At 72.2% G+C, this 14,454-nt stretch carries 12 protein-coding genes; 6 read left to right on the top strand and 6 right to left on the bottom strand.

Features of this window, described 5'->3' with window-relative positions:
• Positions 1–21: 21 nt before the first annotated feature.
• On the top strand, positions 22–981 hold the full coding sequence (locus tag OG965_RS04555; RefSeq protein ID WP_371649348.1) for an SMP-30/gluconolactonase/LRE family protein: 960 nt from the start codon (positions 22–24) through the stop codon (positions 979–981).
• A 105-nt stretch (positions 982–1,086) separates the two neighbouring features.
• Here OG965_RS04555 and OG965_RS04550 read toward each other — a convergent pair whose 3' ends face one another.
• The 4 genes from OG965_RS04550 to OG965_RS04535 all read right to left on the bottom strand — a co-directional run bounded on the left by OG965_RS04550 (position 1,087) and on the right by OG965_RS04535 (position 3,184).
• On the bottom strand, positions 1,087–1,671 hold the full coding sequence (locus OG965_RS04550) for a TerD family protein (protein ID WP_371649346.1): 585 nt from the start codon (positions 1,669–1,671) through the stop codon (positions 1,087–1,089).
• 183 nt (positions 1,672–1,854) lie between these two features.
• Positions 1,855–2,340, bottom strand: coding sequence for a hypothetical protein (locus OG965_RS04545; RefSeq protein WP_371649344.1), 486 nt, complete (start codon positions 2,338–2,340; stop codon positions 1,855–1,857).
• A gap of 19 nt (positions 2,341–2,359) precedes the next feature.
• The gene (locus tag OG965_RS04540) at positions 2,360–2,593 is read right to left on the bottom strand and encodes a hypothetical protein (RefSeq protein WP_371649342.1); all 234 of its coding nucleotides are present in this window, start codon (positions 2,591–2,593) and stop codon (positions 2,360–2,362) included.
• Positions 2,594–2,776: 183 nt separating this feature from the next.
• Positions 2,777–3,184 (bottom strand): DUF1992 domain-containing protein, encoded by a 408-nt coding sequence (locus OG965_RS04535; protein WP_371649340.1) that lies wholly within the window; start codon positions 3,182–3,184, stop codon positions 2,777–2,779.
• A 176-nt stretch (positions 3,185–3,360) separates the two neighbouring features.
• Here OG965_RS04535 and OG965_RS04530 point away from each other — a divergent pair, with 176 nt between their 5' ends.
• Positions 3,361–4,509, top strand: a complete 1,149-nt coding sequence (locus tag OG965_RS04530; protein ID WP_371649338.1) for a winged helix DNA-binding domain-containing protein — start codon at positions 3,361–3,363, stop codon at positions 4,507–4,509.
• A 13-nt stretch (positions 4,510–4,522) separates the two neighbouring features.
• On the opposite strand, the gene OG965_RS04525 is transcribed toward OG965_RS04530, so the two are convergent.
• Positions 4,523–7,384, bottom strand: a complete 2,862-nt coding sequence (locus tag OG965_RS04525) for an AAA family ATPase (protein WP_371649336.1) — start codon at positions 7,382–7,384, stop codon at positions 4,523–4,525.
• A 245-nt stretch (positions 7,385–7,629) separates the two neighbouring features.
• Here OG965_RS04525 and OG965_RS04520 point away from each other — a divergent pair, with 245 nt between their 5' ends.
• From OG965_RS04520 to OG965_RS04510, 3 genes are all read left to right on the top strand, one after another.
• Entirely contained in the window at positions 7,630–8,304 is a 675-nt protein-coding gene (locus OG965_RS04520; RefSeq protein WP_371649334.1) for a response regulator transcription factor, read from the top strand.
• 163 nt (positions 8,305–8,467) lie between these two features.
• A complete protein-coding gene (locus OG965_RS04515) occupies positions 8,468–9,145 on the top strand; it encodes a DUF4255 domain-containing protein (RefSeq protein WP_371649332.1) in 678 nt (225 codons plus the stop codon).
• A gap of 44 nt (positions 9,146–9,189) precedes the next feature.
• Positions 9,190–11,187, top strand: coding sequence for an ATP-binding protein (locus tag OG965_RS04510; protein ID WP_371656842.1), 1,998 nt, complete (start codon positions 9,190–9,192; stop codon positions 11,185–11,187).
• 1 nt (position 11,188) lies between these two features.
• Here OG965_RS04510 and OG965_RS04505 read toward each other — a convergent pair whose 3' ends face one another.
• Positions 11,189–12,595 (bottom strand): RICIN domain-containing protein, encoded by a 1,407-nt coding sequence (locus OG965_RS04505; protein WP_371649330.1) that lies wholly within the window; start codon positions 12,593–12,595, stop codon positions 11,189–11,191.
• Positions 12,596–12,831: 236 nt separating this feature from the next.
• Here OG965_RS04505 and OG965_RS04500 point away from each other — a divergent pair, with 236 nt between their 5' ends.
• Entirely contained in the window at positions 12,832–14,442 is a 1,611-nt protein-coding gene (locus OG965_RS04500) for a phage tail sheath family protein (RefSeq protein WP_371649328.1), read from the top strand.
• Positions 14,443–14,454 lie beyond the last annotated feature (12 nt).

Here is a 14,454-nt window from a genome sequence, read left to right as displayed (position 1 = left end):
TCTGTAGGAGGGGAAGGCATCATGACCAGCGAGCGCCCTGGGCTGTACGAGATGCTCGACGACCGGTTCCGTACCGGACGCTGCATGAACGGAGACGACGCGCTGGAGGTCCTGTACGCCGGATGTCGCTGGGCCGAGGGACCGATCTACCTGCCCGCCTGGCGGCAGGTGATCTGGAGCGACATCCCCAACGACCGGATGCTGCGCTGGGACGAGGAGACCGGTGTCGTCAGCGTCTTCCGCCGCTCCGCCGGGCACACCAACGGCAACACCCTCGACCGCGAGGGCAGGCTGATCACCTGCGAGCAGGGCAACCGTCGCGTGACACGCACCGAACACAACGGCACCGTCACCGTGCTGGCGGACCGGTGGCAGGGCAAGCGCCTGAACAGCCCGAACGACGCGGCCGTCAAGTCCGATGGTTCGATCTGGTTCTCCGACCCGGACTTCGGCATCACCAGCGACTACGAGGGCCATCGCGCGCAGAGCGAGATCGGGGCCAACAACCTCTACCGCATCGATCCTGCCACCGGCGAAGTGCGGCTGGTCGCCGACTGCTTCGAAGCGCCGAACGGGCTGGTCTTCTCGAACGACGAGCGGCAGCTGTTCGTCTCCGACACCCGCGCGGGGTGCATCCGGGTCTTCGACGTACGCGATGACGGCACGCTGTCCGACGGCAAGGTCTTCGCCGAGGCGCAGGGCCGGAAGGAGGCTCGCTTCGACAACCTCCGCTTCGACGACGGCGGCCGGCTCTGGGCCGCCGCGATGAACGACGGGGTGCACTGCTACGACCCGGACGGCACCCTCATCGGGCGGCTCAACGTCCCCGAGGCGGTCGCCAACATCTCGTGGGGCGGCGCCAAGCGCAACCGCCTCTTCATCACCGCGGAGACCAGCCTCTACTCGTTGGTCATGGGCGTTACCGGTACCCACCCGACGGGACCGGGGCACCGTCCGTGGCTGGACGCGAAGTCCCTCTGATCGAGGGAGCCCTCGGCTGTCGCTGATGCCGTGCATCGGCGACAGCCAGAGGCGCGTGCGATGTCCCGCAGACCCGATGGCCGCTCGACCGGGTCGAGGGGCGGGCTACTTGCTGATGGCGAAGCGCATCAGGGCGTGCTCGTCGCCCTGCTTTATCTTCCCCGTCACGTTGATCACTTCGAGCTTCCAGGAGCCGCCGGACCGCACGGCCTTGGCCACGGCGCAGCCGTTGTCCTGCGTGAGCAGACTGGGCCAGATGTCGGCGACCTGCTGGGAGCTTCCACCGGTCGAGTCGTAGACCTTGAAGCTGATGTTGCGGGCCTTCTGGAAAGAGCTGCCCTTCTTGAACGCGGCCGCGACGAACACGACCGACGTGATGTGTGCGGGGATACGCGCGAACTCGACGGTGACGGTCTCGTCGTCGCCGTCCCCGCGCCCGGTCTGGTTGTCACCGCTGTGCACCAAGGAGCCGTTGCCCATGGGGTCCAGCGAGTCAAGACCCGCAAGGCGCACCGGGTCCCCGCCCTGCATCGCGACGGCGATCAGGTCGAGATCGGTGCCGCTCTTGCGGCGGAGCAGCCCAACGACCCCACCGCTGCTGCCGGCCGTGGGGTCCCAGGACACACCGATGGACAGATGGGTCACTCCGTCCAGGTCTGCCGGGCCGGATTCCTTCGTAAGCGTGATCATGCGTGGCTCATCCTCTGCGCCTCGGTAAGGGACTACAACACACAAAGTGTGCCTAACGCCTTGGCGGTCCCACATGGTGGGTCCGGATGAGCGCACCAGCGCCGGCCGCGGGGGTGCCCCGCGACCGGCACTCTTCTGCGTAGCGTGAGGGTCTGGTGAGCCGGTGCGCGCCGCCGCCGTGTGTTACTCGGCCGCGGCGATCCAGTTCTGCAACTGCTCGGTGGTGGTGGAGGGATCCGCGACGAGTACGGCGAGCTCGTCGTCGGGGGAGTTGAGCGTGGGGATGGCGGGGCAGCGGTGGCAGGCGTCCACCCCTGCCTGGTCCCACCACTTGCAGTGTGAACGCAGATGGCACCGTGGCACGGTTCCCGTGGCGTCGGGTGACGGCAGGGTCTGTATACGCTCGATCAGGCCGCAGGCATCGCCGACCCGGTTCGCGCAGCCGGACACACAGTGCGAGGCGAACCGGAGCACCCGGTGGGGCGCGATGCCCTCAGGGATGCTGGGCAGGACCTGCGCGGCCGGTACCGGCTCGGCCAGATAGACGACCTGGCCGTTCTCCCCTGATCTGACGCCCAGAACGACGGATTCCGGACGGTGGGCTTCCCCGCTGGGGCACCAAGTGGTGTGGTCTTCCCCGTCTCGTCTGCCTCCCCCCGGATTGTCCACGGTGCGCACCCGCGCCCGCTCAGGAGTTGACGGTGTCGGCGCCGTCGGGGCTGCTCGTGAGGGCACCCAGGATGGGCCCGCCGATGTCGCCTGCGTTCTCCCCGCTCGCCTGCTCGGCGGCGACCGCCTTGTCGAGGTGTGCGGCCAGGTGTTGAGCGTCTATGCGTTCGGTTGCGTTGGCGGTGCCGGCGGCCGCGAGGAGCCCGGTGAGGAGCGCCGCTGTGGCCGCCGCTGCCCGTATGTTGGGGTTCATGCTGTCCCTCCCTGAATGTTGCCGTCACGACTGACAGAGGCGACCGTATGCACCAACTCCCGTTCGTGGAAGCCGTTTTGGGGCGTAACTTTTGAGCCAAAGGGAGGTTGTCGGGCGCGGGTGGCCCTGGGGTCGGCGTCCTCGTAGGAGGCGATGGGCGGCGTTGGTGGGTCGGCCCACCCGTCACGCCTGGCGGCGTGCCTCGCGCCACTCGCGTACGGCCTCGTCCACGTCGATCGGCTCGCGCCCCAGCAGTGGCCCCGGAGGCGGCTGCCTGAGCATGGCGGCGATCTTCTCGTTGAGCGGTTCCAGAAGTGCCCGTACGGCCCGCTCGGACGGCGCCTTGGCCGCTGTGGCCAGCGCGTCCTCGATCTCCTTGCGCAGGGCCAGGGCCGGCGGCAGCATCGCGGTGACGCCCTCGCGGGCCATCTTCTGGCGGATCCACCACATCTCGTCGTACGGCTGCGCGGCATCGGGCAGTGGCTTGCCGAAGCCAGGCAGCGCGGCGAACTCGCCGCGCTCCTGCGCCTCGCGGATCTGCTTGTCCACCCACGACTCAACGCTGATACCCGGAGGCTTGCGCTCCGTCACCGGATCACTCTCCTACGTCACGCGGCGACGGGTCGAGGCTGTTGGCCGATGAGCTCCCGCCGGGGAACGGAAAAGGACACACTCAAGCCTAGTCGGGTGTTGGTCCGGGGGAGCTCTGGGGGTTCCAGGAGCAGGTCAGGGTTCTGTGGCGGGCGGCGGCGCGGGAGAATCGCGGCATGGTGATCTCCGCGAGTGCCCTCAACCGTGCCACGCTCGCCCGGCAGTTGTTGCTCGACCGTGAGCCGCTACACGCTGTGGAGGGGCTGCGACGCGTGGTCGCCCTCCAGGCGCAGCAGCCCGCATCGCCGTACATCGCGCTGTGGAACCGGCTGCGCGACTTCGACCCGGCCCAACTCGATACGGCGCTCGCCGACCGCCGTATCGTGAAGGCGACCCTCATGCGGGTCACCCTGCACGCGGTCCACGTCGAGGACTACCGGAGCTTTCGCGAGGCCATGGAGCCGACGCTGCGCTCCTCCCGGCTCGGTGACGCGCGCTTCCGTTCGTCCGGGCTCACCGCCGATGACGCCGATGACCTGCTCCCCGGTCTGCTGCGGTACGCCCAGCGGCCGCGCGGCAGCGCCGAGTTGGGGGACTGGTTCGAGAAGCGCCTGGGCCGGCCCCTGGAGGTCGGGGCACAGAGGATGCTGCGGCAGTACGCGCCGCTGTGGCACGCGCCCACGGGCGGGCCCTGGGCGTTCACCAACCGGCTCTCGTACGTCGCTGCGAAAGAGCGGCCCGCCCTGGGGGACGCCGAGGCACCCGACGAGGGGCTGCGGGCCCTGCTCCTGCGCTACCTCGCGGGCTTCGGACCGGCGTCGATCGCCGACATGGCGCAGTTCGGGCTGGTCCAGCGGCCCCGGGTCAGAGCGGCCGTGAAGAACCTCGCGGACGAGTTGGAGCAACTACAGGGCTCCGACGGCACGGTGCTGTACGACATCCCCGGCGCGCTCAGGCCGGATGAGGACACACCCGCACCGCCCCGGCTGATGGCGATGTGGGACAGCGTCCTGCTGGCCTACGCCGACCGCAGCCGCGTGATCCCGCCCGCCTACCGCAAGCACGTGACCCGCGTGAACGGAGATGTGCTGCCCACCCTGCTGGTCGACGGCCAGGTCGCCGGCGTCTGGCGCGCCACCGACGGCGGCATCGAAGCGAGCGCCTTCCACCCCTTGCCGGAGCACGTCTGGGAGGAGTTGGCAGCCGAGGCCCGGTCCCTGGGCGCCTTCCTCGCCGCCCGCGACCCCCGGGCCTACGCCCGCTACGACCACTGGTGGACCAAGGGTGTGCCCGCCGCCGAGACCCGGCTGCTCCCCGGGGAGTGACCGACCCGGCGCTTCAGCCCGACGCCCCGTTGAGAGCGGTGCCGCTCGTGTCCGCGGACCGGTCCCGGTCCAGCGCTTCGACCAGTTCCGCTCTGCGTCGGATCCGCAACTTCCGGTACGTGCTGGTCAGATGGGTCTCCACGGTGCGGCGCGCCAGATGCAGCAGGTCGGCGATCTCGGTGTTGGTCAGACCGTCGGCGGCCAGTTCTGCGATGCGGCGCTCGCTGTCGGTCAGTGCCCCTGGGCCGGTGCGGGACAAGACGGGGTTTCGGGCGCCGCTCTGGCGCAGGGCCTGCCCGGCCAGCGTGACCATACCCACGGCGCCCTTGCCGTCGGCCAGTTCGGCGGCTTCGCGCAGGCAGTCGCGGGCGCGGGTGCGTTCACCGGCGACATGGAGCTGGCGGCCCTGCGCCAGCAAGGCCCGGACCAGCTCCATGCCGGTGGCGGCGGACGCCGGCCGCAGGGTCGCCACGGCCTCCTCGGCCAGTTCCAGACCGCGCCGCCCCCCGGTGGCGGCACCCAGCACGCGCAGGGCGCGGCCCACCGTACGCGGGGTGTTCCACACCCGGGCCAACCGCAGCTCCTCCGCAGCCAGGGTCACCGCGTCCGGCCCACCGCCCAGCGCGAGGCGGCACTGTGCCGCCGCCGTCCGCCACGGGGTGACGACCGGGCTGGCCTCGCCGCGTGCGGACTGGCGTCGCCCGCACTCCAGGAAGTCGTGCAGCGCGCCCGCCGGGTCGCCGAGGGTGACCCGCAGCACGCCCCGCGCGTAGAGGAAGCGGTTCAGCTCGAAGTTCTCCGCCGTCCCGCGCAGGTCGAACCCGGCGGCGAACCGCTGTGCCTCTTCGAGGCGGCTGGTGTGGACGAGCGCCAACAGCGCGGTGGCGTCCCGGTTGGACGGGCCGGAGCGGGACTCCACGGGACCGACCGTCGTGTCGGCGCCGAAATAGGCGGTCAGCAGACCGGCGGCATCGCCACGGGAAGCGGCGATGTCGGCGCGGGTGCTGAGGAGCGCGTGCCGCATCGGGTGCAGCAGCACGGGGCGCTGTCCGGCCAGCCCCTGCTCGACGAGCCGGTCCGCCTCGTCGAGTTCGTCGGCCCACTGGGCCACGGCGGCGGCCGTCCCCAGCAGGAACGGCTCGGCGAGCGGGTCGGTGGGCTGGGCGAGCAGGTCCCGTATCCGGGCCATCGCCTCTCGCGCCGAGATCAGCGCGGCCGTGGCGGCGTACCGTACGAGCAGGGCCTGTCCGGCGGTGCCCACCCGTTCCGGGGAGTGTTCCGCTGTCTCGCACAGCCACCGGTAGACCTGCTGCCGGGTCGCCGGGTCCTCGTCGGCCAGCAGGGCGGCCGCGGTCTGTACCGTCCGGGCCAGGTCCGGGTGGCCGGAGAGCTGTCCCTGCGTACGGTGCAGGACTTCCAGGGCCGTATGTACCTCGCCCCGGGCCGCCAGCGCGGTGCCCAGGGCCACCGCCGTACGTACCCGGCTTCGGGGCTCGGCCGCCAGGTGCTGTGCCTCGGCCAGGCGCGCGATGGCTGCCGGGGCGTCGGCCGACGCGTAGTGCAGGGAACCCAGTTCGGTCAGCAGCCGCTGTCGCACGGCGTCGGGAAGCGGCTCGTCAAGCGCGCGGCGCAGATAGCCGACGGCGTCGTGGGGCCGGGAGTCGTGCACGGCGACCGTCACAGCGTCCCGCAGGACGCGCAGCGCCCAGGCCGGCTCGCCGCCCGGCACCCGCAGCAGGTGCCGGGCGATGGCCTCGGCCCGTTCGCCCCGGCGCAGCATGGCCTGCGCCGCCGCCCGGTGCGCCGCCTGCCGACTCGTCTCCGGCCAGCCGGTGAGCACCGCGTCGCGCAGCAGCGGATGCGCGTAGCGGGGACGGCCGGTGGCGTCGGGACGCAGCAGGCCGAGCCGGGTCATCGCGGTGAGCCAGCCGGTGATCCGGACCGGGTCGGCGCCGGTGGCCTCGGAGAGGAGATGGACCGGATCGCTCGCGGCTCGGCCGCTCGGGTCGTCCACGGCGGGGTCGGTCGGGTCCGGTATCCAGGCCTCCTCCAGCGCGGCCAGGCAGCGGGCCACCTCGGCGGTGGCGGGACCGGCGCTGTGCAGCCACCAGGAGACGGCCGCCGGATAGGACCCGGGATACAGCGCGGCGCAGGTCTCCGGCAGGGGCGACTCGCCCGTCGCGGGAAGGCCGTCCTGCGGGGCGCCGCCCAGATCGTCGAGGAGGGCGTGCAGCAGCAGCGGACTGCCCGCGGCGGCGCGCACGCAGGCCGCCGTCCACTGCGGTCCGGCCGTGGGAAAGGCCTCCCGGACCAGGTCGGCCGCCGCCTGTTCGCTGAGCGGGGCGAGGGTGTGGGCGTGGACGAGGGAGGGCGACAGCGGCTGGGTGAGTCCCGCGGGCCGAGGCTCGATGTCGTACTGGCTGCGCTCGGTGACCACCATCAGGACGGCTAATCGGTCGATGCGCCGGGCCGCCTCGCGCAGCCAGTGGCGTGAGGGCTCGTCGGCCAGGTGGACGTCGTCGACGGCCAGCAGCAGCGGGCGTTCGGCCGCGTACGAGCACAGCAGCCGCCACAGCCCGGCCGCGTCGGCGCGGTCGTCCGCGTCGGGCGCGGTGTCCGTGAACTCCGGTACCGGGGCCAGTAGCTGCCGCACCGCGGCGAAGGGCACCGCGGTGTCCTCGGGCGAGCAGCGCACGCGGAGTACCCGCAGACCGCTTTCTGCGGCATGGCCGGCGGCGGCCTCCAGCACGGTGGTACGGCCGGTGCCCGTGGCGCCGCGCAGCACGACGAGGCCGCCGGCGCCGGACCGGGCACGCTCGATCTCCGCCGCGATCAGCGCGTGGGCGCCGTCGCGTGCGCGGAGCGGTCCGCTCATCGCTGCCTCCTGACGTTCGGTAAGGCGATCTTCCTTCGACAAGACGTGCGGAGGCCGGTGAAGGTGAGGGTGAGATCGATCACTTGAGGGGGAGCGGCGCGCTGTTCTCGGGGGGCGGACGTCGTGGTCTCGTGGTGTGCCTCGTGGTGCTCCACGATTGCGCACGCCGCCGCGGCCGCAAAGGGTGGGAAATGACATCCAGTGCCGGACAAATCCGTACGGCACGCTCGTGAACGGGGAGACGGTTGCTCAACTCACCGCGGACCGCCGCTGTGTCCGATGCCGCAGGCGGTCCCGCCGCCCATCGGCGCGTCCCGGTGGCGGTCACCGCCCCGGACCCGATCAGCCGGGAGGGAGCGGTCAGCCAGTTGCGTCGGCATCCGGAGATCGAGCTGCGCGAGCAGCCCGGTCCCGACACGGTCGCCCTGCTCATCGAGAACGCGCTCGACGAGTCGGCGCTCACCCGGCTGCGCCGGATCGTGCGCAGCGAGGGCGCACGGGCCGTGGTCGTGGTCGACGCGATCCGTGAGACGGAGCTGCTGGACATCGTCGGGTGCGGCATAGGCGCCATCGTCTGGCGGCACGAAGCCACCGCCCACCGGCTGGTGCAGGCGGTGCTCGCCGCCTCCCGCGGCGACGGAGACCTCCCCGCGGACCTGCTCGGACGGCTCATCGACCAGGTGGGCACCCTGCACCGGGGCGTGGCGGGCCGCCTGGGCGCCCCCTCGCTGGGCCTCCAGGCCCGGGAGGTGGACGTGCTGCGGCTGGTCGCCGAGGGGCTCGACACCGGGGAGATCGCCTCCAAGCTGTCCTACTCCGAACGCACCGTGAAGAACGTGATCCACGCCCTCACCACCCGGCTGCACCTGCGCAACCGCGCGCACGCCGTGGCCTACGCCCTGCGCGAGGGCTACATCTGACCGAACGGGCACGCCGCGGCGGTCACTTGGGGCCTTGGGGGCAAGGACGTCTGCCCGGCCGTCGGTCCCGCCGTGCCTGCGGGCGGAACGGTGCGCGGGGCACGATCGGTGCCGGAAGACGACAACGAGGGAGCCGGCGGACCGGCACGGCGGGAGCGCGAACGTGATCCACGAGGTGGACGAGGTACTCAAACGCCTCCTCGGCGGCGGAGCGCTGGCGGGCTCCGGCATCGACGTGTCCTTCGAGGCACCCACCCGGGACTGGGCGGCCCGGCGCAACGCCCCCGTGATCAACACCTACCTGTACGACATCCGGGAGGACGTGGACCGGCGCCAGCGCGGCCAGATGCCGGTGCGCGACGAGCGCGACATCGTGGTGCGCCGCCGTCGGCCACCGCGCTGGTTCCGGCTGTCGTACCTGGTCACGGCGTGGACCAAGACCCCCCACGACGAACACCGGCTGATGTCGGCCGTACTGGCGACCCTGCTGACACGGGAGTTGGTGCCGCCGGCCGAACTTCCCGGCTCCCTCGCGGCGCTGGGCCTGTCGGTGCCGGTGACGGTGGCCGGCAGCCGGACGGAGTCCCGCTCCCTCGCCGAGATCTGGTCCGCCCTGGGCGGCGAACTGAGGCCGTCCCTCGACCTGGTGGTGACCGTGCCCTTCCCCGCGTTTCCCGAGTACGACGCCGGGCCTGCGGTCACCGAGGGGGCGACGGTACGGCTGCGCGGCACCGACGGCGGTCCACCGCAGTCCTCCGAGCGCTCCCACCGGCCGCACCAGGTGGCCGCCGCGCGCGACGCCCGCAAGGCCACGGCGCCCGACCGCCCGGACCCGCGGTGAGCGCCCGGTACGCCGAGACACCGGCCGCCGTCCCCGGCGCGCCGGTGTCCGACCGGTACGACGACCCCGCACACGCGCTGCTCGCCCGCCTCGCCGCCCTGCGGGAACAGGTGACCGCGCTGGTCGAGCACCGCACCGCCACCGACCCCACGGCCGACGACCCACTGCGCGGCCTCTATCTGTCCGACGACGCGGTGCACCACCTGCTGCACACCTGGCCGCCCACCACGGCGGGACACTCCGCACCACCACCCGCCCACTCGGGCGCGCAGCACGACCCCGCCGACCGCCTGGCGCGGCTGGCCGAGCGGATGGGACTGACCGACTGGGACACCACCGTCCTGCTCATCGCCCTCGCCCCGGACATCGACCGCACCTTCGAGCAGCTCTACGGCTACCTCAACGACGATGTGAGCCGGCGCCGCGCCACCGTGGGCCTGGCCCTCGATCTGTGCGGGCTGCCCGCGTCCACGGCGGAGGCCCGCGCCCGCTTCCACGCGTCGGCGCCGCTGCGCGCCCTCGGCCTGCTGGAGGACGAGGAGCCCGAACGCCCCTTCCTCAGCCGTGCGTTGCGCGTGCCCGACCGGCTGATCGGCCATCTCCTCGGCGACGACACCCCGGACGCCGCGCTCCTCGGACGACTGCACCCGCTGCCGGACCCGCTGCCGGCCGCCCCCGGCGCCGAGGAGTTCACGGCTCGGCTGGCCGACCTTCTGCGCACCGGCCCGCTCATCGCCTATCTGCGCGAACCACGGGAGGGGGACGGCCTGGCCGCCCTCGCCACCGCCCTGCGCGCCGCCGGCCTCGACGCGTTGCAGTGTCCGGACCCGGCGGACCGCGTCCCCGAGCTGCTGCGAGAAGCACGCCTCAGCGGCCGGGCGGTCGTCGTGCCCGGTCTGCCCGACCACCCCGGCCCGCTGGTACGAGCGCTGACGGCCGCACCCGAGGTGACCGTACTGCTGACAGACCCGCGCCCCTACGACCCGCACTGGTCCCCGCACGACCCGCTGGTTCTCGAAGCCCCGGGCCGACGGGACGGTGGAACGTCCGCCTGGCAGGCCGCGCTCGGCGCGGACGCCGACGGTCTCGACCTGGCCGTCACCGTCGCCTCGTACCGCCTCGGCGGCGACCGCGTCCAGCGTGCCGCGCAGGCCGCCCGCGCCCTCGCGGCCTTCGACGGTACGCCGGTGACCGCCGCCCACGTGCGCCTCGCCGCACGCCGCCAGTCGGCCTCGGGTCTGGAGCGGCACGCCCGGCGGATCCGGCCCGCCGTGGACTGGCGGGACCTCGTCCTGCCCGAAGGGCCCCTCACCCAGCTGCGCGAACTCGCCCTGCGCGCCCGCCACCGCGACCGGGTCCTCGGCGACTGGCGGCTCAGCGCGGGCGGCGGACGCGGCCGGGGCGTACTCGGTCTGTTCGCGGGCGAGTCCGGCACCGGCAAGACGCTGTCGGCCGAGGTGGTCGCGGCCGACCTCGGCCTCGACCTCTACGTCGTGCAGCTGTCGTCGATCGTCGACAAGTACGTCGGCGAGACCGAGAAGAACCTGGAGCGGATCTTCACGGAGGCCGACCGCACCGACGCCGTACTCCTCTTCGACGAGGCCGACGCCGTCTTCGGCAAGCGGTCCCAGGTGAAGGACGCGCACGACCGGTACGCCAACATGGAGAGCGCCTACCTGCTCCAGCGGCTGGAGTCCTTCGACGGTATCGCGCTGCTCACCACCAACCTGCGCGCCAACATCGACGAGGCGTTCACCCGGCGCCTGGACCTGGTGGTCGACTTCCCCTTCCCGGACGCCGGGCAGCGCCTGGCCCTGTGGCGGCACGGCCTGGCGCACGTCCCGTGTGTCGAAGGGATCGACCCGACGCCGCTGGCGCGGGACTTCGAGATGGCCGGCGGGTCGATCCGCAGCGCGGTGGTCTCCGCCGCGTACCTCGCCGCCGGGCGCGGGGACGAGGTGACCGCCGCCGACCTCCTGGAGGGGGCCCGCCGCGAATACCGCAAGGCGGGCCGCCTGGTGCCGGGGGAGGGCGGCTGGTGACTCAGTCCTTCGCGGGGTGGATGATCTGCCACTCCTGGTCGTCGGTGTTGCTGCAGTCGAAGAGCGTCAGCCTGGTGCCGACACCGCCGTCGCTGTAGCCCCCGACGTCCAGGCACTTGTTGTTGCTGGCGAAGTTACGGATCCAGTAGGCGCCGCTGTCCTGCTTCTGGATCCACCACAGCTGGTTGTCGCCGGTCGTGCCGTCGCAGGTGAACTCGGTGATGCCGGTACGGATGGGCTGGGCCCCGTTGTAGGGCAGGTCCATGCACAGCTGGTCCTTGACGTTCCGGATCAGGAACAGCGGGGCTCCGCCCGGGCCCCCCTTGGGCTCCGTCACTTCCAGGTTCCAGTTCTGGTTGTCGCCCGTCTCGTGGCAGGTCGCCTGCTGGACAGGGCCGTTGAGCTGCCCCTTGTCGCGCCCGGGGAGTTCGGCGCACATCTTGGTGGTGGTGTTGCGCAGCAGGATGTTCTCGGCAGGCACCACGGGGGGTGGGCCGGCCGGCTTCTTGGACGATTCCGGGTCACCGCCGCCGCCCTTGGAATCCCCCCCGGCGGGCGGCTGCTCCTTCGCGGGCGGCTCGGCGGCACTGGGAGAGGCCAGCGGCTTGGGGGCGGCGCTGGGCGGAAGGGTGTTGCCCGCCTGCTGGGTCTGTTCCGTGGCGCTGCTGCGCACCTGGGGCTTGTAGGCGATCCACAGCATGACGAAGGTGATCGCGAGGGCGGTGACGAGGCCGAGGGAGGTCGCCAGCCAGCGGGGCAGGAAGCCTCGCTGCACATATGTGCCCTGCACCTGGGTGGGTTCGGCTCCGGAGCGTCGTACGGCCAGGGTGAACGGCCGTTCCTCCCTGGAGCCGAACCAGATGATCCGCCGGGGCCTGAGCGCCGCGTCCACGAACGCCGCACGGCCCGGCTCGATCTGCAGGGCGGCGGGGCGGATCTCGTACGAGAGGTGCTCCCCGGAGTCGCTGCCACTGACCGACGCGGTCACCTTGGTGTTGCCGAGATTGTCGACCGCCAGCCGTGGTCGTCCCCGGAACCGCCCCTTGACCGTCACCGGCACGAGTTCCGCCCGCACTTCGCTGAACGGCGTGATGGTGAGGTTTCCCTCCGGGACGGTCACCGCCTGTGGGTGCTCGGTCGGGGTGATCCGCACCGCGTACGGGTTCGGCCCGGCCGTCGCGTCCGGGGTGCGGGGTGGCGTGAAGGTCAGCTCCACCGTCCCCGTCGTTCCCGGGTACAGCCGCAGCGTCTGCGGCTCCACCCTGGTCCAGGGCGCGGGCCCGCCCACGGGCTCGAAGCGGTATTCGTCCACCACGTCACCGGTGTTGCGCACCCGTAGGCGCACCTGGGTGGTGCTGCCGGGGTCGACGGTCGCGGACGCGGGTTCCAGGGAAGTCCATAGGCTCACATCACGACGCTAGGGGGCACCTTCCGTGGTGTCAGGAGCCCTTGGGACACGGTGGGTTGCCCGGCATTACCTGTCTGCCTGCCCTTGCGGTCCACGCGGACCGGGAGTCGGTCCTTACGGGCATCGCCAGGGGCAGCCTCACTGCCCCCGCACCGGCCCCTGAGGCCGTTTCGGTGGGGGTGGCGCGCGAGTGAGAGTGAGAGAAGTCCTGTCGCGTACCCCGAGGAGAGCAGAGCATGCCGTCCTATCTGTCGCCCGGCGTCTACGTCGAGGAGGTGGCCAGTGGTTCGCGCCCGATCGAGGGTGTGGGCACCTCGGTCGCGGCCTTCGTCGGCCTCGCCCCGACCGGACCGCTGAACGAACCGACCCTGGTGACCAACTGGACGCAGTACGTCGCGGCCTTCGGTGTCTTCTCCGACGGCTACTACCTCGCGCACTCCGTCTACGGGTTCTTCAACAACGGCGGTTCCGCCGCGTACGTCGTCCGGGTCGGCGGCTCGGCCGATGGCGCCGCCGGGGACGGCGGGGGAGCAGCCTCGAATCCGGCCGCGGTGGCGGGCGCTTCCGCCCCGGCCGCCCTGCCCGCCGCCGAGCCCGCGCAGCTCGGCACGTTCGCCGTGACGGCCACCGCCGCCGGTACGAACGGTCCGCTGACCGTCGAGGTCGCCGACCCCGAGGGCGAGGGCCCCGCCGAGCGGTTCCGGCTGATCGTCAAGGACGGCGGCAAGCCGGTCGAGACCTTCGACGTGAGCGCGAAGAAGGGCAACCGCTCCTACGTCGTGACGCAGGTCAAGGAGCAGTCCAGGCTCATCACCGTGACGGAGACGGCGCCCTCCGCGCAGCTGGCCCGGCCGGAGAACCAGACGGTGACGCTGCCCGCGCCGCCCGCTCCCGCTGCCGCCGTGTCCCCGGACGCCGCCCCGGGCGAGGCCGCACACCCCGGCCCGGCCCACTACCTCGGTGACTCCGCCGACCGCACGGGCTTCGGCGGCCTGGAGGCCATCGACGAGATCTCCATGGTCGCCGTGCCCGACCTGATGGCGGCCTACCAGCGCGGCGCGATCGACCTGGAGGCCGTCAAGGCCGTCCAGCTCGGCCTCATCGCCCACTGCGAGCTGATGGGGGACCGGGTCGCCATCATCGACCCGCCGCCCGGGCTGAATGCCCGTCAGATCCGCGTATGGCGCCAGGAGACGGCCGGTTACGACTCCAAGTACGCGGCCCTGTACTACCCCTGGATCAAGTCCTTCGACCCGACCTCCGGGCAGTCGCGCCTCATCCCGCCGAGCGGCCACATCGCCGGCATCTGGGCCCGCAACGACTCCGAGCGCGGTGTGCACAAGGCCCCCGCCAACGAGGTCGTGCGCGGCGCCGTCGACCTCGAACTCCAGATCACCCGGGGCGAGCAGGACCTGCTCAACCCCATCGGCGTCAACTGCATCCGGTCCTTCCCCGGCCGCGGCATCCGCGTGTGGGGCGCCCGCACCCTCTCCTCCGACCCGGCCTGGCGCTACCTGAACATCCGCCGGTACTTCAACTACCTGGAGGAGTCGATCCTGATCGGCACCCAGTGGGTGGTGTTCGAGCCGAACGACCACAACCTCTGGGCCCGCATCCGCCGCAACATCTCGGCGTTCCTGGTCAACGAGTGGCGCAGCGGAGCGCTCTTCGGCCAGAGCCCGGCGGAGGCGTACTACGTCAAGTGCGACGAGGAGACGAACCCGCCGGAGTCGGTCGACCTCGGCCGGGTGGTGTGCGAGATCGGCATCGCGCCGGTCAAGCCCGCCGAGTTCGTGATCTTCCGGCTGGCCCAGTTCTCCAGCGGCAGCGGGGAGCTGGAGGAGTAGGCCGGGCCTCTC

The organism is Streptomyces sp. NBC_00224, assembly GCF_041435195.1.
GTDB lineage: Bacteria > Actinomycetota > Actinomycetes > Streptomycetales > Streptomycetaceae > Streptomyces.
Note: the sequence above shows the minus strand (reverse complement) of the source record. Positions and strands in the feature narration are given on the sequence as shown.